This window comes from Aequoribacter fuscus (assembly GCF_009910365.1).
In the GTDB taxonomy this organism is placed as follows: Bacteria; Pseudomonadota; Gammaproteobacteria; order Pseudomonadales; family Halieaceae; genus Aequoribacter; species Aequoribacter fuscus.
Window position 1 is genome coordinate 2,142,304 of sequence record NZ_CP036423.1, and the last position, 24,671, is coordinate 2,166,974.

Annotated in this window: 20 protein-coding genes; 7 read left to right on the forward strand and 13 right to left on the reverse strand. The window is 52.8% G+C overall.

Annotated elements, in window-relative coordinates:
• Window positions 1-33: 33 nt before the first annotated feature.
• The 6 genes from gltX to EYZ66_RS09590 all read right to left on the reverse strand — a co-directional run bounded on the left by gltX (window position 34) and on the right by EYZ66_RS09590 (window position 8,035).
• Window positions 34-1,521 carry a glutamate--tRNA ligase gene (gene gltX / locus EYZ66_RS09565; protein ID WP_009574954.1) on the reverse strand — a complete coding sequence of 496 codons (1,488 nt, stop codon included), beginning with the start codon at window positions 1,519-1,521 and terminating at the stop codon, window positions 34-36.
• Between the two features lie 61 nt (window positions 1,522-1,582).
• Window positions 1,583-2,896, reverse strand: coding sequence for an amidohydrolase family protein (locus EYZ66_RS09570; RefSeq protein WP_160195658.1), 1,314 nt, complete (start codon window positions 2,894-2,896; stop codon window positions 1,583-1,585).
• Window positions 2,893-4,236, reverse strand: a complete 1,344-nt coding sequence (locus EYZ66_RS09575) for an amidohydrolase (RefSeq protein ID WP_009576307.1) — start codon at window positions 4,234-4,236, stop codon at window positions 2,893-2,895. Before EYZ66_RS09575 ends, EYZ66_RS09570 begins: the two co-directional genes overlap by 4 nt.
• The gene (locus EYZ66_RS09580) at window positions 4,233-5,732 is read right to left on the reverse strand and encodes an FAD-binding domain-containing protein (protein ID WP_009576306.1); all 1,500 of its coding nucleotides are present in this window, start codon (window positions 5,730-5,732) and stop codon (window positions 4,233-4,235) included. The genes EYZ66_RS09575 and EYZ66_RS09580 overlap by 4 nt, the downstream gene beginning before the upstream one ends.
• Window positions 5,729-6,634, reverse strand: a complete 906-nt coding sequence (locus tag EYZ66_RS09585; RefSeq protein WP_050793429.1) for a GIY-YIG nuclease family protein — start codon at window positions 6,632-6,634, stop codon at window positions 5,729-5,731. The genes EYZ66_RS09580 and EYZ66_RS09585 overlap by 4 nt, the downstream gene beginning before the upstream one ends.
• A 12-nt stretch (window positions 6,635-6,646) precedes the next feature.
• Window positions 6,647-8,035 (reverse strand): M28 family peptidase, encoded by a 1,389-nt coding sequence (locus tag EYZ66_RS09590; RefSeq protein ID WP_009576303.1) that lies wholly within the window; start codon window positions 8,033-8,035, stop codon window positions 6,647-6,649.
• A 134-nt stretch (window positions 8,036-8,169) separates the two neighbouring features.
• On the opposite strand from EYZ66_RS09590, the gene dusA reads away from it, so the two are divergent.
• Genes dusA through EYZ66_RS09605 form a run of 3 tightly spaced genes read left to right on the forward strand, consistent with a single transcriptional unit; the run spans window position 8,170 to window position 10,582 of the window.
• Window positions 8,170-9,192 carry a tRNA dihydrouridine(20/20a) synthase DusA gene (gene dusA, locus EYZ66_RS09595; protein WP_040816841.1) on the forward strand — a complete coding sequence of 341 codons (1,023 nt, stop codon included), beginning with the start codon at window positions 8,170-8,172 and terminating at the stop codon, window positions 9,190-9,192.
• Window positions 9,189-10,142, forward strand: a complete 954-nt coding sequence (gene tal, locus EYZ66_RS09600; RefSeq protein ID WP_009576301.1) for a transaldolase — start codon at window positions 9,189-9,191, stop codon at window positions 10,140-10,142. The genes dusA and tal overlap by 4 nt, the downstream gene beginning before the upstream one ends.
• Window positions 10,136-10,582, forward strand: a complete 447-nt coding sequence (locus EYZ66_RS09605) for a tellurite resistance TerB family protein (protein ID WP_009576300.1) — start codon at window positions 10,136-10,138, stop codon at window positions 10,580-10,582. Before tal ends, EYZ66_RS09605 begins: the two co-directional genes overlap by 7 nt.
• Before the next feature lie 13 nt (window positions 10,583-10,595).
• Here EYZ66_RS09605 and EYZ66_RS09610 read toward each other — a convergent pair whose 3' ends face one another.
• The 4 genes from EYZ66_RS09610 to hrpA all read right to left on the reverse strand — a co-directional run bounded on the left by EYZ66_RS09610 (window position 10,596) and on the right by hrpA (window position 16,863).
• A complete protein-coding gene (locus EYZ66_RS09610; RefSeq protein ID WP_009576299.1) occupies window positions 10,596-11,081 on the reverse strand; it encodes an STAS domain-containing protein in 486 nt (161 codons plus the stop codon).
• Complete coding sequence (locus EYZ66_RS09615) at window positions 11,074-12,267, reverse strand: PP2C family protein-serine/threonine phosphatase (protein WP_009576298.1); 1,194 nt, start codon at window positions 12,265-12,267, stop codon at window positions 11,074-11,076. Before EYZ66_RS09615 ends, EYZ66_RS09610 begins: the two co-directional genes overlap by 8 nt.
• A gap of 90 nt (window positions 12,268-12,357) precedes the next feature.
• Window positions 12,358-13,104 carry an MlaA family lipoprotein gene (locus tag EYZ66_RS09620; RefSeq protein ID WP_009576297.1) on the reverse strand — a complete coding sequence of 249 codons (747 nt, stop codon included), beginning with the start codon at window positions 13,102-13,104 and terminating at the stop codon, window positions 12,358-12,360.
• Between the two features lie 33 nt (window positions 13,105-13,137).
• Complete coding sequence (gene hrpA / locus EYZ66_RS09625; protein WP_009576296.1) at window positions 13,138-16,863, reverse strand: ATP-dependent RNA helicase HrpA; 3,726 nt, start codon at window positions 16,861-16,863, stop codon at window positions 13,138-13,140.
• A 145-nt stretch (window positions 16,864-17,008) separates the two neighbouring features.
• Between hrpA and EYZ66_RS09630 the strand changes: the two genes are divergently transcribed.
• Complete coding sequence (locus EYZ66_RS09630) at window positions 17,009-17,482, forward strand: MaoC family dehydratase (RefSeq protein WP_009576295.1); 474 nt, start codon at window positions 17,009-17,011, stop codon at window positions 17,480-17,482.
• A gap of 41 nt (window positions 17,483-17,523) precedes the next feature.
• Here the strand turns inward: EYZ66_RS09630 and EYZ66_RS09635 are convergent, their stop codons facing one another.
• Window positions 17,524-18,027: a hypothetical protein gene (locus EYZ66_RS09635; RefSeq protein ID WP_009576294.1), complete on the reverse strand. Its 504-nt coding sequence runs from the start codon at window positions 18,025-18,027 to the stop codon at window positions 17,524-17,526.
• Window positions 18,028-18,115: 88 nt separating this feature from the next.
• On the opposite strand from EYZ66_RS09635, the gene mnmC reads away from it, so the two are divergent.
• Genes mnmC through EYZ66_RS09650 form a run of 3 tightly spaced genes read left to right on the forward strand, consistent with a single transcriptional unit; the run spans window position 18,116 to window position 23,827 of the window.
• The gene (gene mnmC, locus EYZ66_RS09640) at window positions 18,116-20,077 is read left to right on the forward strand and encodes a bifunctional tRNA (5-methylaminomethyl-2-thiouridine)(34)-methyltransferase MnmC2/FAD-dependent 5-carboxymethylaminomethyl-2-thiouridine(34) oxidoreductase MnmC1 (protein WP_040816840.1); all 1,962 of its coding nucleotides are present in this window, start codon (window positions 18,116-18,118) and stop codon (window positions 20,075-20,077) included.
• The gene (locus EYZ66_RS09645) at window positions 20,074-20,862 is read left to right on the forward strand and encodes a glutaminyl-peptide cyclotransferase (protein WP_009576292.1); all 789 of its coding nucleotides are present in this window, start codon (window positions 20,074-20,076) and stop codon (window positions 20,860-20,862) included. Before mnmC ends, EYZ66_RS09645 begins: the two co-directional genes overlap by 4 nt.
• 37 nt (window positions 20,863-20,899) lie before the next feature.
• Entirely contained in the window at window positions 20,900-23,827 is a 2,928-nt protein-coding gene (locus tag EYZ66_RS09650) for an insulinase family protein (RefSeq protein WP_009576291.1), read from the forward strand.
• An 18-nt stretch (window positions 23,828-23,845) separates the two neighbouring features.
• On the opposite strand, the gene EYZ66_RS09655 is transcribed toward EYZ66_RS09650, so the two are convergent.
• Both EYZ66_RS09655 and EYZ66_RS09660 read right to left on the reverse strand, forming a co-directional pair.
• Window positions 23,846-24,376: a C39 family peptidase gene (locus tag EYZ66_RS09655; RefSeq protein ID WP_009576290.1), complete on the reverse strand. Its 531-nt coding sequence runs from the start codon at window positions 24,374-24,376 to the stop codon at window positions 23,846-23,848.
• A gap of 8 nt (window positions 24,377-24,384) precedes the next feature.
• Window positions 24,385-24,627, reverse strand: a complete 243-nt coding sequence (locus tag EYZ66_RS09660; protein ID WP_009576289.1) for a hypothetical protein — start codon at window positions 24,625-24,627, stop codon at window positions 24,385-24,387.
• Between the last annotated feature and the right edge of the window lie 44 nt (window positions 24,628-24,671).

Consider the following 24,671-nt stretch of genomic DNA (forward strand, 5'->3'; position numbering starts at 1 on the left):
TAGAGGGCTTACACCCCTCTAGTCAAGGGCGTTTCATGCAATTGCCGCATATTCCTTTTCTAACCGTTTAGCAGCTTTTTTAGAGACACCGCCTAGCAACTCGATCGCATTACGAAGTCGCGCACGTGTCATGTCGGGCCCCAACAAATGCATCGAATCAACCACCGAGAACGAACTGCTCGATCCCGCAATAGCGATGAACAAGGGTGCCAAAAAGTCTTTGATTTTAACTTCGCTGGCATCCGCTAACGCTTTCACCCCATTCCAAATCGCATCTCGTTCCCAGGTGCGCAGACCTTCCAACCGCCACAATGCAAACTGCAGATACTTCACTTGGGTTTCGGTATCCGTTTTAGTATCTGCAAAGGCGTCTGCAGTTAAAGGCAAATCACCCGAGGCCAAAAAGGCAACCGTAGGAATAAAGTCGCTCAAGGTTTCCAAACGTTTGTGCACGTGGGGTAGCACACGAGCTAAGTTATCACCATTTAAGGCCCACTCAACCAAACGCTGAGCCAAGGCTTCCTGACTTAGGTCTTCACGAATCCACAGACCGTTCAACCAACGCAACTTCGCCAAGTCAAAGATTGGACCACCCAAAGACACACGTTGAATATCAAAGGCGTCCTGCATTTCGGTGAGCGAAAACTTTTCGCGTTCGTCGGGCATAGACCAGCCCATACGACCCAGGTAATTGAGCAAAACCTCGGGCAAATACCCCATGCGCTCGTAGTACAAAATACTGGTTGGGTTTTTGCGTTTGCTCAACTTCGACTTATCGGGGTTACGCAGTAGGGGTAAATGGCACAGGACCGGCATTTCCCAGCCAAAATACTGGTACAACAACTGATGCTTGGGTGCTGAATTCAACCACTCCTCGCCACGCAAAACATGGGTAATGCCCATCAAATGGTCATCGACAACATTCGCTAGGTGGTACGTAGGTAACCCGTCAGACTTCATCAAGATTTGAGCGTCCACCATGCTCCAATCCAATGAGACGGTGCCACGCAGTAGATCATGCACTTCGCAACTGCCCTCTTCCTCAGGGACCACCATACGAATCACCGAGGGCATCCCCGCAGCTTCACGACGCGCGACTTCGGCCTCGTCTAACGTTAAATCAGACGGTTTGAGTGCCGTGCTTAAGCCAGATTCACGGCGTTGCTGACGCAGCTCTTCAAGCTCTTCGGGCGTGCGATAGCATCGAAAGGCTTTTCCGCTTTGAAGCAATTGTTCCGCGTATTGCACATACAGCTCCGACCGTTCACTTTGACGGTACGGTCCGCAATCACCCCCAACATCTGGACCTTCATCCCAATCCAAACCCAGCCAGCGCAAGCTGTCTAGAATGGCTTGTTCTGATTCGCGGGTGCTGCGCACTTGGTCGGTATCTTCAATGCGCAAAATAAACTGCCCGCCATGTTGGCGGGCAAAACACAAATTAAAGAGTGCGATATAAGCTGTGCCTACGTGAGGATCCCCAGTAGGCGATGGAGCAATGCGAGTGCGCACAGTAGTCATAGTACGGCCTTAAAAAATCAAAGGCCGCATTATACTGACCTATGCTCCCATGCGCACGGGCTTATCGATAAGCGGGCGGCAATTCAGACTTTAAATCAAGGTAGCGGTCGCGCAGCTTGGTCTGACGGTTACTCAGGTCCATGACCTCGCCTCGGATAAAGACATGGCTAGGGTAGGTATCAAGCTCTAGTGGATCGCCATCCCACACGACCAAGTCGGCAATAGCGCCCGCTTGTAACTGCCCCACATCCGCGTCAAAACCAAGCAAACCGGCAGCCGACCGCGATAACGCACGGATTGCCTGCTCCCACTGCAAGCCATGCGCCACGGCTAAACCAGCAACTTGTCGCATATTTCGGGCATTATGCGTCGTCGCATTTTCGCCACTGAACGCGATTTCGACCCCGGCTCGACTCAAGATAGCCGCACTGTCGAGGCGGGCACCTAAGTGGTCAAAGCTAACAGGTAAGTTATTTTCCCCGTTTAAAATGACACCAATATTTGCTTGCGCCAGCGGCGCCGCCAATTTCCACGCCTCAGCGCCGCCAATAATGGCCATACGAATACCAAATTGCTGCTGAATTTTCAGCGCTTGCGCAATATCCGCGACCCGATCTGCATGCACGAGCAGAGGCAACTTGCCACTTTCGACCAAGGCGAATTGCTGGACATCCTCAACAGAGAACGGTGCGCCCTCCAGTGCCTCGGGCAAGGTATAACGTTTAGTTACCGTACCAGATGCATTGTAGAGCTTTCCGGCCTCAAGAGCCGCCCGCAACCCCGCGACTGCAGCCGCACGCGAACCGCCGGCAGCGTCTTTGCCACGGTCACCAAGGTAGGCCACCACTGCCGCCGAGCGCACGCGAATAGACTCGAGTTGTCCACTCAAATCTGCCAGAGCAGCGGTACCCGCAAAGATTCGGTCATAGCCGCCCTCATCACCGTCGTTACTCAAAGACGGCATTATCAAGGCCGAGGTAATACCCTCGGTACGCGCTACGGGAATCAGTGTCGATGCCGCATTGAAGGCATCGGCTACTTCAAATGCTGCGGTTAACTGCGCGTGTTTCGTGCGAGTATCGACGCTGTCACCAACCGCCCCCACCTCCTCTAGCCCCAGATTACCCGAGGCTGCCACAAACCCAGAGGTGACCCAACGACCCTCGGCATCAATAATATCCATCTCGTCTGTGACGGGAATGTTTTCGCCCATCGCTTGAATCGTACCTTGATCGACGATAATCGTGACGCCCTCTTCAATGGCTCCCTGTGAATTAACGATATTTGCACCGGTAATCGCCGTGGGTGCAGCCAAGCAGAATGGTGCTGCTAAGGCTGTTACCAAACCCAGACCCCATAGTGTTTTGATCTTCATTGACCACCTCCAATCACGCCATTTCCCACACCAAAATCCATCATGGGCTGTTTAGCGACATCAGCACGGTCAAATACCACGGCTCCGTCGATGTATACCTGTTGTGCCAGCGCATAAACGCTGAATGGATCATTGTTCCAAACCACAAGGTCTGCCATTTTTCCTGGCTCTAGGCTACCGGTCATAGCGTCAATCCCCAGGGCTTTTGCCGCATTCAGGGTAATCCATTGAATGGCTGTCGACTTGGGTATGTTAATGCCAGCGCGCTTCGCCGCGCCCACAACCTTAGCGGTTTCTTGGTTGAGTCGCTGAATACCGTGAGCATCGTCACTGTGTACGACCGCACATGCGCCAGCCTCGTGCAGCAGCGCTGCATTCTCTTTGATACCGTCGTAGGCTTCCATTTTAAAGCCCCACCAATCGGCCCACACGGCAGAGCAAACGCCTTGATCGGCCAGCAGGTCAGCAATTTTGTAGGCTTCAACCGCATGGTGAAAGGCGGTGACTTTGTACCCAAACTCCCGAGCCACATCTAGCATCGTTGCCATCTCATCGGCGCGGTAGCAGTGGTTATGGACCAGGATCTCACCGTCCAACACCCCTACCAGGGTTTCTTTGGCTAAGTCTTGCTTGGGTAGAGGATCACCTTTCTCTTTGGCCTTTTCGATTTTGGCTTTGTAATCTAAGGCATCAATCCAAGCGGATCGATAACCCGCAACATTGCCCATTCGGGTCGAGGGTGCTCGACCTTTATTGCCGTAAACGCGTTTGGGGTTTTCTCCACACGCCATTTTCAAGCCATAGGGCGCCCCTGGAAACTTCATGCCCGCTACCGTACGTGAGGGCACATTCTTTAAAGTAACCGTGCGCCCACCAATAAGATTGGCCGAGCCTGGAAGAATTTGTAATGCGGTAATCCCACCCGCCAATGCAGTGACAAAACCCTGATCCTGAGGCCAAACGCTATGCTCAATCCAGACATCCGGCGTCGTCGGGGCCGTCATTTCATTGACATCAGAATGGGCGCGAACTCCCGGCACTCCCCCAGCGCCGAGGTGCGAGTGCACATCAATAATACCGGGGGTCACCCAGGCACCCTCTAACTCGACGACCTTCGCGCCACGAGCTTTCAGGTTTTTACCAACCTTAGCAATCTTGCCATCTTTTATGAGCACATCACCGTTGTCGATTTGCTCGCCTGTACCCGTCAAAATCGTACCGCCTTTCAGCAGTACTGTCTCTGACGGAAGCGGCGCGTAAGTACTGGGATAGGGCTCAGCCCGCGAAAGCATTGGCACAACCAATGCCAGCGCGCCGAGCCAGCGCAGTGTTATCTTCACCTGAGTTCTCCTTTATTGCTGTGTTGCGTCTTCAAATGTGTGCGCGTTTCGACATGTCGGTAGAGTACGCGGTTTATGTCTTGTCTGACCAGCGGGTTTTGGCGACGATCCCAATAAAGTGCGCGCGCTGCTTTATGCGCCTGGGCAATATCGATCACTGGATCTGGGTAATTCATATCCATACATGCGCGTTCGATAGGACCTAGCTCCCAAGGGGTATGCACGAGAGGAACGGGTAATTCGCTCAGCTCGGGTACCCATTTTTTGATAAAGACCGCATCGGGGTCGTGATCCAAACCCTGTTTAACTGGGTTATAAATTCGCAGAGTATTAATACCGGTAAGCCCTACTTGCATTTGAATCTGCGCGTAGTGAATACCGGGTTCAAAATCTAAAAACCACTGTGCCAGTTGTCGGGCAGCAAATTGCCAACGCCCCTGCATCAAGTGACACAAAGCGCTCACGATCATCGCCCTGCCCCGGAAATGCAGGTATCCGGTATTTTGCAAACAGCGAAGACAGGCGTCTAAATACGGTATTCCTGTATTCCCTGTGGCCCAGGCCTGTTCATTCGCCAAGCTGTGGTCATCCTGAAACTGGTGATACCCAAAATTCATGGGTTCAAACTCAATGCGGTCTTCCGACTCGAACTTCTGAATAAAATGGCAATGCCAATGCAAACGTGAGTTTAACGCGCTTAGGGCTCTTCCCCACCCCGACCGACCGCGCTCTGCTTGAAGCCGCTGATACACTTGGCGGATGCTCAAATTACCCCAAGCTAAATAGGGCGACAAACGCGAGCAGTGCTTGCGACTTAGGAGCGGTTTGGACAGCGCTTTATGGTAGATCTTACCGCGCTCGTCAAAGAAACTCTCCAGCGCGTGCTGCGCGGCGCCAACCCCCCCAAGTTGATGCGACGGATCTCGTGTGCTCCACGCCTTCAATAGCGCACTCTCCATCACATAGTCAGAGAGACATCGCTGTTGGTCCTCAGCCGGCAGCAACTGCGCCCACTCAGGCTCAGCCAGCGGCTGAGACATCACTCTGTGCCAATCGTGAGCCCACCCATCGCGCGAGTATCGGCCGCGCTTGACGCCATTTGATTGATACTCTTGCCAATTTACACGATGCTGCCGGCACCATGTTGAAATCGCTTTATCACGCTCATAGGTTACTCTCAGACCCGTCTCCTCGTGCGACAACAAATTCGAGATCGGATTGTGTGCGTGTATGGCATCTAGGACCTCCAGCATAGATCCTTTGAGTATATAAACTCGTTGATTTAAAGGCTCTAGGCGACCGTTCATTTCCAGCAAGCTTTGTGTGACAAAACGCCAGTGTCTCTCGCTGTAGTGCGGGTCATTCATAAGCTCGGGCTCGAATACATACAGCAACAATGTGGGCTTACCATTTGCGGCAGCCGCCAGCGGAGCATGATCTTCAAGCCGAAGATCACGCTTAAACCATACAACCTGAAGCCCCTCGTTTGCGCTCATAAAAACCGATTACTCACTGCGACGAGATCGCCATTCTGATCGAGTTGATGCAAAGCGACACGATCGTTGCGCAAAAAACTCAACAAAATACGATACGCGTCGCGATCGACCACCTCATCCCAGTCAAAATCAGCCTCCAAACCCGCCTTGGGGCGTTCAAAGGAGCCTAAATACGTCCAGTAGTGAAACACATGCCAGCCCTGTGCAGTGCCTTGTGGAGCTTTTGACTCAGAGTGACTGGAATCACCCCATTCTCTTACCCATAAGGGCTGATGATAGGGCCAAACGACCAATTGAAACTGCGCAAATAAGTCCAACAGCGCTGCGTTGTAAGCCTCGGCACTTTGTTCGCCACAACAGGCGCCATCACAGCGTTTGATCTGACGCCCAAAACATCGCCCTTTCCCACGATCGAGCCCAACGCGATGCAAGCATAAGCCGTGCTCGGCGGCATGATTTCGCAACCAGTTTTTCAGTTGAGTTTGATTAGCGAACAGTCCATAGCAGTATCCAAGCTGCTCGACTTGCTCTACTTTGCGCGGCTTAACGACACAATAACCCTCGTTGTCTGCCAGCAGCTCGGCCGTCCAAAGCGCTCGTTTCTTTCGTAGACGTCTATTAAACAGGGGCTGTTCGCTTTTAACGGCCTGACTCTCTACCAACAGAGCGGAAAGCTCATCAGCGGTAGTTTGACATTCAATTCGCGTGACACCTTGCATCAATTTTGCATGCCGTGGTTCTTTGCGCGCCGTTTGATAATGCGAGCGAATTCTCGCCTGAAAATCGATCGTTTTGCCAACGTAGAGCAGCGCGCCCTGATCGCTGAAAAAGCGGTACACGCCAGTGGCTTTCGGCAGGCGCTCCTGGATTTGACCATCTACCCAATAACTCGGTTGCGTCACGCGTAACGTACTCTATTTAAAGTACACACCCTCGCGCAAGGCAACGCTCAAAATCGCGGCGTACACCCCCACATTCTGATCCAAAGAGTGCCGTTCCAACTTATCCAGCGTATCGTCGGGCGTATGGTGGTAATCGAAATAGTCCCAACCGTTTTGTAAGGGGGTGATGACCGGCACGCCCGCCTGCGCCAGCACCGAAATATCGGGGCCGCCCGTCGCACCGGGCTTACCCGGGATAACACCCCAAGGCGACAGCATCGCTGTCATGCTCTTGATTAAGGGCAGAGCGTCATCAGCCACACCGTGATCTAGGCGCCAGATATCCCCTGCCCCAAAATCCGATTCAAACGCCAATACGATGTTGTCCAAGTCGGCTTGGTGTTTTTGTGCGTACGCTTTAGCGCCCACTAGCCCTACTTCTTCTGCACCGAACAGTACAACGCGAAGCGTACGGTCGGGACCTTCGGGCATGGCATCCATGAGGGCTTTTGCAGCCGCAACAACAACGCCTACGCCAGCGCCGTCATCCAGTGCCCCCGTACCCAAGTCCCAAGAGTCCAAGTGCGCGCCAATAATCACGACTTCATCGGGTCGTGTACGCCCTTTAATCTCGGCGACCACATTACCCGATTGCGCAGCGGGCAGATACTCGCTGGTCAGCACCAACTCTACTTCCACCGAATCGTGTCGATCCAGCAAACGCCCTAGCTGATCAGCATCTGCGCCTGACACCGCCGCAGTGGGAACAACGGGTAGGTCAGAGGTCCCCGCCCGTTTCATTTGTCCGGTGTGCGCGAAACGATGGCCCGAAGTGCCAACACTCCGTATGAGCGCACCGACCGCGCCTAAACGATACGCTTGCTCGCCGGTCTCGCGTCGCTTGCGGACTGCAGCACTGTAACCCGCGCCGTCTTGGGTACGCGCCATCACTTGGTCTACAAAAACAATCTTGCCTTTGGCCGAGCCATCCGCCAACGCCTGCAACGCCTCAGGCGATTCGACGCGCAAAATGGCGCCTTTCACACCCGCGTCACCAGTGCTGGCACTACCACCCAGACCCACCAGCACCAATGGCTGCTCGCCAGGCGCGACAATGCGACCACGCTCGATATGCCGCTCCCACAGAGGTACTTCAAAAGGCTCGACGGTCACTGAGTCAAATCCCAACTTCGTCAGTTCAGATACCGCCCAATCTCGAGCGCGCGCTTCTGCTTCAGTGCCGGCTAACCTTGGTCCCACCTCGGTCGTCAACGACTCGACAACAGAGTACGCAATATTACTGTTTGCCGCCTCGTAGCCAATTGCGCGCGCCTGATCCACCCAGTCTTGCGGTAGCGGCTCAGCAACGCTGGCGCATGTCCAAAAAGTCAAAGCCGCTAGGGCTGATCGATGAAGTCGCATGCTGTTCTTTCCTTAAAATTTGTGATCCGCTCAATCGCGGTCAGAATTTCTGTTTTCAGACCATTATGGGAGTATACGTAGTCATTCACCAAGCAGTTCGATACACTTGCCGCCAGGTTCGAACGGCAAGCCAGATGACGACGAAAATCCCCCATAAAAGCCCTTACTTAGAGTCGCTTCGCCTCAGTACTGCTCCTATGATGGAATGGTCTGATCGTCACTGCCGGTACTTTTGGCGTTTGATTGCTCCACAGGCTTTGCTGTACACCGAGATGGTAACGACTGGCGCCCTGTTATTTGGTGACAAACCCTATCACTTAGATTTTCATGATAGTGAACATCCCGTGGCACTACAACTGGGTGGTAATGAACCCGACGCTCTCGCTCGCTGCGCTGAGTTGGCTCAGCAGTGGGGCTATGACGAGGTCAATCTTAACTGTGGCTGTCCCTCTGACCGCGTGCAATCCGGCGGATTTGGCGCCTATTTAATGGGCGAACCTAAAACAGTTAGCGCATGCGTTCAAGCCATGCGAAACGCCACCGACTTACCCGTTACGGTCAAGCACCGTCTTGGTATAGATCATCAGGATTCCTACGAAGAACTACTCGAGTTCGTGCAAACAGTGGCAGAGGCTGGCTGCCGCCATTTTGTAGTACATGCCCGTAAGGCGTGGCTCAAGGGCTTATCGCCCAAGCAGAATCGCGACATCCCGCCGTTGAACTATGAATGGGTCTATCGCCTGAAACAAACACTACCTGAACTCACCATCGTCATAAACGGCGGCATCACCCAACCACAAGAGTGCGTAGAACACCTGCAGCATGTTGATGGCGTCATGATTGGACGAGAAGCCTACTATCACCCATGGCATTTACGCGCTATCTCCGAAGCGGTGTTCGGCAAGCAAAACCTGTTAAGCCAGCCAGAAATCATGACCGAAATGGTGCGATACAGCAAAGAGCAACTCGAAAAGGGTGTTAAACTCAACCACGTCACTCGGCATTTGATAAACTTTTATCAGGGTTGTCGAGGCGCAAAGCAATTCCGGCGTTACCTCAGCGAAAACGCACACAGACCCGGAGCCAACGAGCAGATACTTGTCGACGCCCTAGCCTTAGTGGAGCAAGCGGGTGTAGACCAAAAGGAAAGCGCATGAACAAGCTAGAGCAGTTAAAAAGCATGACAACAGTGGTGGCGGATACGGGCGATATTCGCTCGATCGCCCAGTACCAGCCCCAAGATGCCACAACCAACCCGTCGCTGCTGCTCAAAGCCGCTCAAGATGACCACTTTCGGCCTTTTTTAGACCAAGCGCTAGAGCAAGCGCAGTCAAACACTCGCGACTCCGATGCGCAACGTATTACCCGAGCCGCTGATCAATTTGCGGTACTCATGGGCGCTGAAATTGCCAAACTGGTGCCAGGTGTCGTGTCGACCGAGGTCGATGCACGCTTATCTTTTTCAACACCCGAAACCGTCAATAAAGCCTTGAACTTGGTCGAGGCCTACGATCGATTGGGGCTGGGTACTGACCGCATTCTGATTAAAATTGCGGCCACCTGGGAGGGCATACAGGCAGCAAAAATACTCGAGGCTCAAGGTATACACTGCAATCTGACCTTACTGTTTGGGTTTGGGCAAGCACAGGCGTGTGCGGATGCCGGCGTCTTTTTGATTTCGCCTTTTGTTGGTCGAATACTGGATTGGTACAAACAAAATACCAACATCGAGATCATCGATCCTCTCGATGACCCGGGCGTACAATCAGTGACTCGAATTTTTAACTACTACAAAACCCACGGCTATCGCACCGTTGTTATGGGCGCCAGCTTCCGCAACCAGGGCCAGATTGAAGCCTTGGCGGGTTGTGATCGCTTAACGATTAGCCCAGATCTTTTGGCGGCGTTGCAAGATGATTCAGGCGCGCTGACACGAAAGCTCGATGCCGCTAGCGCCGTATCCGATGCACCAAAACAATCTCCGTTTGAGGCGAGCTTTCGCTACGACTTAAACGCCGATGCCATGGCGACCGACAAGCTATCGGACGGCATTCGCCGCTTTATTGCCGACCAAGAAAAACTGGAGCAACTGATTAAATCATGCTGATCAAAGTCTTCAAATCACTGTTTGAAAACAGTGCCGACGCCCCGCAACGCACGACAGAACACACCCTGGCTCTGGTCGCGGCCGCACTGCTGTTCGAAGTCGCACGTGCAGACTTTGAACAAGACGCCGAGGAAGAAGCTATATTGACAAAGGCTCTGCAAGAGGCCTTTAGGTTAGACAGAGAAACGCTAGCTGAGATCAAACAACAAGCCAGCGCGCAAGTCGATGAAGCCACGTCACTCTACGAATTTACCCGCATTATTAACGACCATGCAGACGCTAACGACAAGTACACTATGGTAAAGCTGATGTGGCAGGTTGCTCACGCAGACGGTGAAATCAGTAAATACGAGGAACATTTGATCCGTCGAGTGGCGGAGTTGATCTACGTTTCGCATTCCGATTTTATTCGCGCGAAACACAGTACTTTGAAAGGCTAGCTTCGCAAGAGACCTACTGGACTAACTCCAAGGCGTTTAACAGATCTTTAAAACGCGCCTCGTTTTCAGTCGATAAAGACATCAGGGTGCGGTGTGCATCAAGCACTTTGGCGTGCATCTGCTTCTCGTCGCTATTCTGAGCCGCAAGCTCACTGGTTTCGCCCTCGGCGCAGCACAACTCTTCATGAATGTGAAATAACTGACTGAACCCCATCGAGCGAATCAATCGACTGATACCGGCCTTGCAAGAATACAGGTCAGGCTGGACATGAAAATCGGCTTCTACCCGCAGCGCCACCTTCGCCAGCATACCAAGCGTCGTGCTATCTAAATTCTCGGCTTCGCATAAATCAACGATCAACGTCTGAAACTCGGGATCTGCCACCATGGCTTCTAGGTAGTCGTCTAAGGTGGTAGACAATGTCAGGCGAACATCACCGCAAAGTCTTAACAAATAAGCCCCTGAGTCGTTCGCCGCTAGTATTTGAGCATCAGCCATTGTTCGCCGCTCGCGTGATAAATAGTGCCGCGATGTCGTCGGGAATTTCTCGCGCCTGCGCAACACCTAGGTCTTCAAGCACTGCCCGATAATCGCCCCTACTGCTGTCAATGACGGACCTCAAATTCGACTCTTTGGCAATAAGATCCTCACCGTCAATGAGCTCCAGCACTCCGTCGGAGAACATTATCAGCATAAACTCGGATGGCAACTGAACTTCATGCACACAATAGCGCGCGTGTTCCATCAACCCAACCGGAGCGCCCTCGCCCACTAAGTAATCAGCGCCCAGAGGCGTTTTCAGGATCGGTTGTGGCAAATGCCCCGCCACACTGTAGGCCAGAGTGTTCTCTTTGATGTTCAACAAGCCCACAATCATGGTAGCGTATTTACCCACCGCCAAGTCCAGCAGCTCTTTGTTGGCGTGCTCTAACATCGCACCCAGATCGAGCAAGGTGTGATCATTCCTGCGAATAAAATCGGAGCGTTTTCGAGCAAATAGGTTTTTTAACAACACCGTAGCGAATGCTGACGAACTGCCATGGCCGGATACATCGGCCATAAAAAAGACAACGTGATGATCCCCAACGGTAATGTATTCAACAAAATCACCACTTAGGAATAATGAGGGGTACATGCTGTGACGGAATTCGTAACCACCGACGGTTAGAGGCGAATTCGGCAGCATTCTCAGCTGGACCTGTCGGCCAGCTTGCTGATCTTGCTCCAGCACCGTTACCGCGGCGCGCAGCTCAGTATTGGTATGTTCAAGTGCCCGTTTAGAGTCACTTAATTCTTGCCGTATACGTCGACGCTTAACGCAACGCTCTATAGAGGCATTAAGGGCATTGACATCGAGAATCGGCCGCACAAAAAAGTCACTCACACCAAGTCTCAGGGCCGTCAGGATGACCTGAGCCTCAGCCTCATCGGCCAACATAATGGCGGGCACGTGAATATCAAGATCGAGAATAGCGTCTTTGGCGGCCTCCCAAGAAAACTGCGTTAAGGAGGTTTCGCAGACCAGCAGGTCTACCTCGCTGCCATAGTCGAGGGGCTCATTCACACCGAAAGGGTCTTGAATCACCCGGACGCTGTGTCCCAGTGACTGAAGCAATTCGACGGACGCCGCGGCTCGCACTGAGTCGTCGTCTATTAAAATAATGTTCGCGACAATATCGGTCATCGATTTCGCTTGCTAAAGGCTTGATCTATGGTAGCAAAACATTACCGAGGTGCAATCTTATGTCACAAAAATGCGAATAATCACCGCTTTTCACAAGGGATCGTCTTCGAAGTCATCATCAAGCCAGTCGTCATCGAATTCTGAGAACACATCCTCAGGGTCCTTTGTCTCGCTCTCAATGCGCGCTGATCGCCGTTGCAAGTAGGCGTCTCGGAGGAAGATATAGCGATCACCCGACAACAGCGCGTCAGCATCGAGTAGCTCGGCGCGCTCGTCAACTACTCGCAAGCCGTACAGACCGTTGCGCCCATGAGTCGAGTCGATGTAGGCCTCGGGTGATAGATAAACATCGCCGACAGAACCAATACCGCTACGCAACGTTCTGGGCCCAAAAAATGGCACCATCAAATACGGCCCTCGCGGCACCCCCCAAATGGCCAGCGTTTCCCCGAGGTCAGTTTCTCTGGACTCCATTCCCATGGGCGTCGCAACATCAAATAATCCAGCAATGCCTAGGGTTGAATTGATCGCAAAGCGTCCTCCGCTCGCAAGAAATGCATCTAACTTGCCCTGCAATAAGCTGTTCACGGCAGAGTTGAACTCGCCTAGATTGGCAAAAAAATTACCGATTCCACGCTCAGCGACATCGGGAGTGACCTTGCGATAACCCTGTGCCGCGGGCCTTAAAACCCACTGGTCTAGGGTGTCGTTAAACACGAACACCATACGATTAACGTCCTCGAATGGGTCGGGATTGTCGTCGTCTTCAAATGGATCCATCGCTGCTGTTGGAAAAGCGAAAACCAACAACAGCACTGCCGCTATGTACTTAACCATGTCTGCCCTGTCACACCTGCCCCTGAGGGGCGCTTACAATGGGTTTTCGATAACCCATTGCTTTACTTTATCCCACTGTTGCGTCAGACGCTTCTCTGAAACCGGCATCTTTGTACCCAACTGCTGCGCGAATAACGACACGCGAAACTCTTCTAACATCCAATGATACGCGCACACGGGTTCGCACACCACCGCCAGAGAGGGCCGTTTTCCGATTATTTCTCGCCATTGCTGCTCTAGCGGCTCCAGAGTTTGCACAGCCTTTTGGTCCTTCGGCAACTGTGACTGAAGACGCCCGAGCCGCCAAGCCAAGCCCTTAGCGTAACGCGGTAATTGCTCAAACATCGCCTCAGGCCAATCCAACCAATGCTCTATCGCTAACAGACGCTCGAGGTGCTGGCGCGCATCACGTTCTGAGGCTTTGAGCTCACTGTGAGACGGCAACTTAGCGAGTGTGGTTCTCGCTTCGCCCAAGTGCGTCGCAGCCTGCAGCAATACCTTCTCGTAACGCTGGGTTCGATCAATAATGGCGCGCTTGTTAGCAGCCACCGCATTTTGAAATTCAGCCTTAGTACGCAGCAGCTCTCCAGACGGTTTTCTGAGGCTAGGCAGCAATGCCATCGACATCATGGCGTCTAACAATATCCCCCGCTCGACGCCACTACTGAGCAACGCTTTCTGCGCTTCAGACGACCGAAAAGCATGCCGCTGCAGGTCGCGCACCATGCCCCTGTCGCTTGTTTTTGCTAACCGCAAAAGCCCCAAACGATGGGCCACCTCGGCCGTTTCGGGATAATCAAATAGCTCAACGCTGACACTATCACCGCTGTCTTTCAGCGCCGGAAAGCTGGTCACTAAGGTACCTGCTTGTTTGAATTGAACCTGAGGTGCTAGATCTTCAAAATTCCACTGCGTGTGACCACCAGACTTCTCAAACGCAGGTCCGACCTTGGCCTGTTCGACGTGCTCAGTCGATCTCAAACTTTCGACCAAGGTTCGCAAATCTCGCCCTTCGGCGTGTATTTGACCCTGATCATCCAAAATCTGAATATTCATTTTATAGTAGGCTTCAAGGGATTCCTCCGAAAAATCGTCGGGGTTTATGGCAACACCGGCGGTTTTTCTTAGGGCTTGGGCTAGCGCTTGAAGGAGTGGCTCATCCGCGGGCTGCATGACCTTCATCGCAGCGGCAACCTTGTCTGGAACCGGAACCAACTGCTTGCGAAGGCGTTTGGGTAGCGTTTTCACCAAGCTAATTAATTTATCTTGCAGCATCCCAGGGACCAGCCACTCGGGAAGGTAACGCGGCAAACGGTTTACCAAAGCAAGTGGCACAATTAACGTGACACCATCGCGCTGCTTGCCGGGTTCAAACTGATACCTCAAACGCAACTTCAACTCGCGCCATTCCCAAGTATCGGGAAACTGCGCAACATCACTGTCTGCTAGGGTATTCACCAAGAGTTGGCTGCGACTGAACTTGAGCCGATCGTTAAGCCCCCCATCCCGCTTTAACGCCTTACCTAAGGTTGCACCGCTGTAAACACCATCGGGCAGTCGATCGCTGTAGAATTCGGACAACGAGTCTTCGGTCGCCACCAGATCGCGCCGTCGCGTCTTGTCCTCAAGTTCTAATACCTCGGTCATTAGACGCGCATTGTGGCGCATAAAGTTCGGAGCGGGTTTCAGTCGCTGAGCCACCAGAGCATCGCGAATGAACACTTCGCGAGCAGCAACCGGATCTATCGGCCCAAAATGGATGCTCTGCTTGTCCACAAGGGTTAGGCCATACAAGGAGATACGCTGGTAAGCCATGACGCGCCCCGAGCGCATCTGCCAACGCGGCTCGTAGTAGTGGTGCTTCAGTAAACCGGGGTTGATATCCAAAGCCCACTCGGGCTCTATTGCCGCACAGGTTCTAGCATAGACTTGACTGGTCTCGACAATCTCCGCGGCCATAAGCCATTTTTGCCGTTTTTTGTGCAGAGTCGATGCCGGGAAAATACGCAATTTTTGCTGTCGGGCGCCCTCGTACTCTGGACCCTCGTGATGCGTTGCGATAAACCCCAGTAAGCCCGTAAGCAGGCTTCGATGTATCGCCTCGTAGTCCAGTTCGGCGGGAATTGGCCCAACGCGCCATTGATTCGCCTTGCAAGCCAATAACAGTTGACGGTGGGTATCGCGCCATTCCCTGACCCGCAAATAATTAAAAAACTCTTTCTGACAGAGCTTTTTAAACTGGTTGCCGCTGAGCTCTTCTCGCTGGGTCTCGAGATAGCGCCAGGTATTGATCCACGCCAAAAAGTCCGAGCGATCGTCCTCAAATCGCCGATGCGCCGTATCGGACTGCTCGCGCTTGTCACCTGGCCGCTCTCTAGGGTCTTGCACGGCCAGCGCACTGACAATGAGCAAAACTTCGGCAAGCACGCCTCTGTCCGTGGCCGCCACGAGCATGCGTCCAAGCCTAGGATCCAGAGGCAAACGCGCGAGTTGATAGCCCAGCGCGGTGAGATCCTGTTTTTTATCAACCGCACCCAATTCTTCCAGCAAACGAAAGCCGTCGCGAATTAATCTGGGATCAGGGGGCTCTATGAAGGGGAATCGCGCGACATCACCTAAGCGCAATAGACGCATCTGCAGAATGACTTGAGCGAGGTTTGTGCGCTTTATCTCTGGATCCGTGAACTCAGACCGTGCCTGGAAATCCGCCTCGTCGTACAAACGAATGCAGACCCCCTCAGCCACACGTCCACAGCGCCCTTTGCGCTGATTCGCGCTGGCTTGAGATATTGGCTCGATGGGGAGCCGCTGTAATTTACTGCGATAGCTATAGCGACTGATACGCGCCAAACCCGAATCGATCACATAGCGTATCCCCGGGACAGTCAAAGAAGTTTCAGCGACATTGGTCGACAAGACGACCCGAATACCTCGCCGAGACGCCGTCTGAAACACGCGGTTTTGTTCGCTGGCACTTAAACGCGCGTACAGTGGTAACACATCGTACTGTTCGCTGCCCTTCAAGGCCTTGGCGACATCGCGAATCTCTCGCTCACCCGGCAAAAACACCAAAACATCTCCGCGCTTGCCATAGTGACCCTGGTCTATCAGGCCCAACTGATCGACCACCTGATCGGTCAACTCAATGCCATCGTCTGCGCTCGGAGCGTACTGCACGTCCACCGGGTAAGATCGACCTTCCACCTCGATGATGGGCGCCCCATTAAAATAATCTGAGAAGCGCTCAACATCGATGGTCGCGGAGGTGATGATGACCTTCAAGTCAGGCCGTTTGGGTAGCAACCTTCGCAAATACCCCAACAAGAAATCGATGTTGAGGCTGCGTTCGTGGGCCTCGTCGATGATCAAGGTATCGTATCGTTTTAACAGTCGATCATGCTGAATCTCAGCCAGCAAAATACCGTCAGTCATCAACTTGAGCCGCGTTTGGTCAGTGACCTGATCAGTGAAGCGCACTTGGTATCCTACCGCGCTACCCAACTCGCACCCAAGCTCACTGCTAATCCTTGCCGCAACCGAGCGCGCCGCGAGGCGACGTGGCTGAGTATGACCGATTAAACCTGACTCACCTCGCCCCATAGACAGCAGCATTTTCGGAAGCTGAGTGGTTTTTCCTGAGCCCGTTTCACCCGCGATGATCACGACCTGATTCGATTGAATCAGATGCTCGATGTCGGCTTTGCGTTCATTAATCGGCAAGCTGAGCGGAAATTCGAAGTGTAGTGCGGGGGCCGACATAAGAAGCGCAAGACTCGATTAGAATAGGTCAAAGCGCGAATGGTAATCGACCCGAACAAGAAATCCCAGCGCAACGGCGAATGCGAGTCGACCTCGATCTCCCAGAACGTTATCCTACGAAGCCGACGAAATAGGAATTCAAACTATGGCTACAATCACTAACATTCCGTTCTCGAAACTGGATTTGGGGCTATCCACCGAATACAGCAAGACGGTGACTGAACAAGACATTCAGCTTTTCGCGGTGCTCTCTGGTGACGCCAACCCTGTTCACTTAGACGCTGAGTACGCTGCGACCACCCCGTTTGGGGAGCAGATCGCGCACGGGATGTTAACCGGCGCCGTTATCTCCGCCGCAATCGCGATGCAAATGCCCGGACCTGGAACGATCTACCTGGGGCAATCGCTGGTGTTTAAGCGCCCGGTCAAAATTGGCGATACCGTCACAGTCACGCTCACGGTTGCAGACAAACACCCAAGCAAACCTCGAGCAACACTCGACTGCGTGGTTACCAATCAAGAAGGCGTAACGGTTGTAGAAGGACAAGCAAATGTCTTAGTCCCAACCGAGGAACAAACCCTGTCGATTCCAGACCTACCTAAAGTCGCCTTGGGCTAAAATCCCACGCGCCCATTGATCGAACTAAGCCCGGGAGCGTATCAAGCTCCCAGCACACCTGCACTGCTGTCGGCGTTTTGCACAAACTGGTCGGGCGGCAGGTAGAGTAGTTTCAACAAGATCTCCGCTGATGTAGGCGAGACCTCTGCGGATAATGCCATCACGTTTAAAACCTCACCCTGAATGCTAGGCGCAGTGACACCAAACAGCATCTTGTGCTCTTCGCCCTCGGCCCGGAAAATTGCTGGCTCTTTCTCAGACTTCATCGTTTCGACAAAATTTGCCAGCAGCAAGGTGACGCCGTCGCGAAACATCGAGTAATTTAATTTTCCGCGATATTCTCTGGTATCGATAGCGATGTCGAATCGCACGGTGGACCCATCTTCCATTTTCACCGTTGTGATCGCGCGCCGTTCACCCGCCAATAAGCTCTTGTAGAGATTTTTTGAGTGAGTTCGAGTGGGTTCGATTAATGCCTTGTGAATCAGGTTCACCGACATCGTTATAAACTGTTTATTCGAGATTGTTGCGTTTGATTGCGCCATAATAGCCACCTTATAGATATCGGCGAGAGTTTATCGAGCCAAAAGCATGATGGCTAGAACCAACCAACGAAAATTAAGGGATTACTGAGTGTCACATTCAAGTCCGCTATGGCAAGCCTTACCCAGCGCCGAAATTGACTGGAAAGATGACACCCCCATTTCAAGAAACTTCGACGACATCTACTTTAATCCGGGGCAGGGCCTAGCGGAGGCCCGCCACGTATATTTGCTCGGGAATGACATACTGTCACGCTGGAACCGGTCAACATGCGACCGGTTTGTGATCGGCGAGCTCGGGTTTGGGTCGGGGCTGAACTTTTGCGTTACTGTGCAAGCTTGGTGTGCGGCTCCCGAGCCAAAGCCCAAGCTTCACTTTGTCTCGGTTGAAGGCTTTCCCATGAACGCGACCGATTTAGATCGTGCCTTGTCGCACTGGCCAGAACTTAACGACATAAAACAAAGTCTGTTAGCGCGATACCCCGACCCCATCCCTGGCACCCACAGGCTAGCGTTTTTGGACGGCAACATTACCCTGGATTTGTGGTTTGGTGATGTCGCATGGGCGACCACACGCTGGGCCGAGCAAGACCTGAGGGTCGACGCTTGGTACCTCGATGGTTTCGCACCCAGCAAAAACTCATCCATGTGGTCAGATCAGGTCTTAGATAACATTGCGCATTGCTCACCCAAAGGGTGCACTGCGTCAACATTTAGCGTTGCGGGCAAGGTGAAAATACCCCTGCGTGAAAGAGGGTTCAACATCTACAAGAAACCGGGGTTCGGTCGCAAACGCGAACAGCTCTTCGCCCTGAAGCATCGCGACAGCAAGCACTTAACGATTGACGCAACACCTTGGCACAAGAGTTCGACTCCAAACGCCAGGCCGGAGCATGTCGCGGTGATTGGCGCAGGACTCGCTGGCAGTTTTGCAGCCTACGCACTCGCAAACCGAGGCATCAAGGTCAGCGTTATCGACCCTGAGGGCATTGCAACCCAGGCGTCGGGTAATGCACAAGGCGTTGTTTACTGCCGCATCCCAAAACGTCATGCGCCTTTAGGGGATTTTGGCGTTCTCGCTTTTCGCTACGCTACGCAACTGTACCGTGATCTGCTGTCGAACGAGGTGCTGCAAGAGGGTGTCGATGCGAGTCTATGCGGTATGCTACACACCTTCCCGCGAGACACAGACTCAGAATTGGCGCTGAACGTACATAAGTTGCCCAATCTCGCTCGCATCGTCGATGAGCACGAAGCGCGAACTATTTCGGGGATTGCGCTATCGCAACCCATGCTGCACTTCCCTCAATCGGGGTGGATAGCGCCAAAGCCATTGTGCCAAGCTCTGCTCTCGCACCCCAACATCGAACTGATCAAAGACGGATTCGAAAACCTCACCTCGACCGATTCGGGCCTAAAGCTCAAATGCAACTCGCAAAATGTATTTGCCGATTGCGTTGTGTTTGCGGCGGGCACCGGCACCAAAGATTTGGTTGCCAATACACTACTGCCCACCAAAGCGATTCGAGGCCAAACCACACAAATACCGGCGATCAACACCATTAAATCCGCTTTATGCAATGAGGGTTACATTGCACCCGCGGTTGGCGGACAACACTGCATCGGAGCCACCTTTGATTTAGACGATGCAGACACGAGCCCTCGCTCCGCAAGTGACCAAGAGAATCTGGAAAAACTGGATGCCTTCCTGGCAATCAAAGACAGGCAAGTTTTGGGGCACCGCGTTGCATTTCGCTGCACAACGCCCGATTACCTTCCAATCGTGGGCGCAGTGCCCAATGACGATGCCATGCAAGATCTTTATCAGTCTCTTCAATTTGATGGCAAGAAAATCATCCCCGAGGCCTGTCCAGTGCAACCGGGGATATTTGTACTGACCGGTCTTGGTTCAAGAGGCCTGACTTATGGACCCTTGGCCGGCGAGTTCTTGGCGTCACTGCTAAATCACGAGCCCTTGCCACTTGCCAATGAGCTCATCAGAGCCCTATCGCCGGCACGATTCGGCATTCGCCAGTTGAAAAAGCGCTCATGAAAGTCATCTTACGCTTTTGGGTTCTGTTATTTTTTGCGCCGTACATCACCATTGCGCAACCCGTAACACAGCTTTCATTCCAAATTGTTGACCAGCAAAGCCAAGACCGGGACGCTTTCGTTCAAGGTTTAGCCTTTGACCAATCCCACCTCTATTTAGGCACGGGTGGCTACGGGAGTTCGTATATCGCCAAGATCAACTCAAGCACCGGCCATACGATAGTGCAAGAGTCCTTGCCCGCTCGATATTTCGGCGAAGGCGTCACCGTTTTGGGGGATTTATTGTATCAATTGACCTGGCGCTCTGGCACTGGCTTCGTCCGAGATCGAGAAACGCTGCAGGTTATTGAGCAGTTTCGGATTGCTGGAGAAGCCTGGGGAATCACCAACGATGGGACTCATCTTATTGTGAGCAACGGCAGTGCTGCCCTCACAGTCTATACCCCAGAGGGTATTAAGCCCGTTCGCAGTATCACGGTCACCGAAGAGGGCCGCCGCATCCAACGCCTGAATGAACTCGAGTATATCGACGGATTGGTGTGGGCCAACATCTGGTATGAAGATCGTGTTGTTGTGATCAACCCGCAATCGGGAGAGGTGGTGGCTTCACTAAACCTTGAAGGATTGCTGCCTAAGAAAGAGCGCTTGCCCAACACCGATGTGTTAAATGGTATCGGCTATGACGCCACGAACAACAGTGTCTGGTTTACAGGAAAGCGCTGGCCCTGGCGCTATCAACTTGAAATTCTGCCTGAACGCCCCAAGTTCCTCCCTACGGAGCCCTAATAACGCTATACTTTGGCCGCGCTGAAAGGAGAACTCAATGACGCAGGCACTACCCCACTACGAAAGCTTTGAACATCTAAACACCCAGCACATACCCTCGCTGGATATCACCGTGGGGCATTTCCGCCACAAAGGCACAGGCGCCGAACACTACCATTTAGCAAGCAATAATGATGAGAATGTCTTTCTCGTGGCACTTCGAACAGTCCCGCAAGACTCGACTGGCGTGGCTCACATCCTAGAGCACACGGCCCTGTGTGGTAGCGAGAAATATCCAGTGCGCGATCCATTCTTCATGATGTTGCGGCGTTCGCTAAACACCTTTATGAACGCGTTTACCAGCTCAGATTGGACCGCCTACCCCTTTGCCAGTCAAACACCGAAAGACTTCGAAAACCTGCTTCAGGTGTATCTCGATGCGGTATTTTTCTCGAATCTCGATCCTTTGGATTTCGCGCAAGAAGGCCACCGAATAGAGCTTGAAGATAGCGAGGACCTGAACTCAGACCTAGTGTACAAAGGTGTGGTCTTTAACGAGATGAAAGGCGCCATGAGCTCGGTGAACAGTACGCTGTGGCAAACGCTATCGGGCGAGTTATTCGATAACACCTATCACTACAACAGCGGTGGAGACCCTGAGTGCATCACCGATTTAACCTACGAGCAGCTGAAGGCCTTCTACCAAACACATTACCACCCCAGTAATGCGATTTTTATGACGTTTGGCAACATGCCTGCCGATTATCACCAGCAGCGCTTTGAAGAATGGGCTTTGCACCGCTTCGAGCGCTCCGACGCGCGTATCGAGGTTGCACTGGCAACACCCTTTGAACAGGCCAAACGCGCCGAACATTCTTATTGCTTGGATGACTCTGACGATCTCAGTGGCAAAACACACATTGTTATGGGCTGGAAACTGGGTGAGAGTCAAGACCTAATGGCCCAACTCGAGGCTCACCTCATCACGAATTTATTGCTCGAAAATAGCGCTTCACCACTTATGGCGAAGCTCGAAACCAGCAGCCTCGGGAACTCTCCCTCGCCGCTTTGTGGCCTGGAAGACTCCATGCGTGAAATGGTTTTTTGTTGTGGTATCGCGGGAAGCGAGCCAGAACACCTAGAGGCCACCGAACAATTGGTTTTAGGTGTGCTTGAGGAATGTGCCAACACCGGATTCAGCGACGAGGACATCGAAGCCGTGTTGCATCAGCTTGAGTTGCATCAGCGAGAAATCACCGGCGATGGCATGCCCTATGGCCTGAATTTGATACTGCAGGGGCTTAGTGCCGCGACACATTATGCTGATCCTGTAAACGTACTGAATCTTGAACCTGCCTTAGCGCAACTCAAAGAAAACATAAAGTCCCCAGGCTACGTCCAAAATCTTATTCGAGAGCGCTTGCTCGACAACAAGCACCGCGTCACCTTGGTATTGAAGCCAGATACCGAATTGTCAGCAGCGAAGATCCAAGCGGAGAAAGACAAACTCCAAGCGGTAAAAAATACACTGTCAGAGGACGATTTGCGGGCTTTGGTGAAGCAAAGCAAGGACCTGCAAGAGAGGCAAAATTCACAAGATGACAGTTCAATATTGCCCAAGGTAACAAAGGCCGACGTCGCCGAACACCTACACGAACCGACCTACAGAATTGGCGAGGATGCGGCGTACACCTTATATCCAGCTGGGACTAATGGCTTAATTTATCGAGAAGTCGTCGCGCGTCTTGCCCAACTAAACGCACAGGAGCTACAGCTACTGCCTCTGTACACGGATTTTATAACGGAAGTCGGTCTTGGCGCACAATCCTATCTAGACGTTCAAAAACGTCAGTCTGCTGCGGTTGGCGGCATTCACGCACACGCCATGATTCGCAACAGTAAAACTCAGGCTGATGCGCTCGACGGCTACGTCGCGTTATCATCAAAAGCGCTGATTGACAAAAGCGAGCAACAGCTCGAGTTATTGCAAGATACTCTGAATTCACCGCGCTTTGATGAGCTAAAGCGTTTGCGCGAACTGGTCAGCCAAAGAACGCAACGACGTGTGAACGCGATTACCGGCAACGGCCACAGCTTAGCAATGAGTGCCGCAGCAGCCGCGCATGCTCCACTCGCAACGGTGCAAGACAGCCTGGGCGGACTGCCCGCCATTGCCTACCTAAAAGAGTTAAACAAACGCTTAGACAGCAATAACGATCTCGAAGCCTTTGCCCATGACCTGACGAAACTGCACCAAAACGTGCGCACGGGCGAATGGCAAAGTCTGCTGATTGGTGAAGAGCAGGCCTTGGATTCGCTGCTGGCGTCAGTTCCCCACGCCCAACTCGGCAAAGCTCTGGCGGTAACCCCGCTGCAATCATCGCCCTTTGATGCCGCTAGCCCCAAACAACTTTGGCTTGCGGATACACAGGTATATTTTTGTGCCAAAGCCTACGTGACGGTTAGCTCAGACCACCCCGATGCACCTGCACTTACCGTCTTAGGTGGCCTGCTGCGTAATGGCTTTTTACACCGAGCCATACGCGAACAAGGTGGCGCGTACGGCGGCGGGGCTTCGCAAGATGGCGGGACCGGCGTCTTTCGGTTCTATTCGTACCGAGATCCTCGTTTCGGGGAGACGTTAAACGACTTCGATGCGTCAATTGCATGGTTGCTGTCCAACACATTCAGTGACGAAGCGCTCGATGAATCGGTATTGGGTGTCATTGCCGCTTTGGACAAACCGGCATCGCCAGCTGGCGCCTGCAAACAACATTTTCACAACCGGTTATTTGAACGCAGTCACGCTGACAAAGAAGCCTTCCGCCGCGCTGTTCTGAACTGTACACGCGATGACATACTGCGCGTCGCACAGCAGTACCTAAGACCTGCCGACGCGTCAATTGCAGTCATTGCACCCAAAGGCACTGACAGCAAAGAGGCAGCGTTAATCTCGGAACTCGGGCTTCAGCTCAGGAAAATATAAGCCCGTTGGCCTGCCGCCTCAGGCGGCAGGCTTTAGCCAGAGTGCCTTTACGACGTCACCTTCCACCCAGTCCCGCAACTCCGAAAAACCGACGTAGACTCGCCCCCACGATGGATCCGACAGCCAAACGCCCCGCTCCGAACCTTCTGTTACCAGCGTAAAGTGCGGTTGCCCGAAGGGTTCTACGTAGATCAGCAAAGGTTGTTTTAATGCGGCCAAGGATGCTATGGGCACCTGTAGCCCCTGAGCGTCATACCCTAATGGCCCGCCCATCATAGCGATATGCCACAGACTAAAGCCCTCATCCACGAAAGTCTGCAAACTGAGCTCTGCTTGGCTGAATTGCGCTAACCAGGCATTCAGAACATCGGATTCGCTGACATTTCGCCCCCAATGATGAGTCAGCAAGGTCGCCACAGCAGCCGCACCGCACGAGTAGTCGCGCTGTTGTTTCACGACGCCCTGATCTCGCTGCTCAACCCAGCTCGTCAAAGCGAGGACCTGCGAGCACATAAGACTCAAAGTCAACGCGGCGATCAGTCGAGCCATAGATGAACCTATTCCTCAGACAGCAAGCGGCCGTCAAACCAAACTAGGCTTGCAATAACAACACCGTAGACCAGACTTGCCACAAACCAAAACAGTAAATACTGCATTTGAGGCGCCAGACTTTGCTCAGCACCCACGCCGACACTACTCCAAACCACCCAGGCCAAACCTGGCATCATGCATAAAGCCCAAACTAAGATAACCACCCCTAAGAAACTGACACGAGACGGTCCAATAATCACTTTTTTCATTCTCAACTCCTTTTTCTAAAACAAAGGCACCCGAAGGTGCCTTT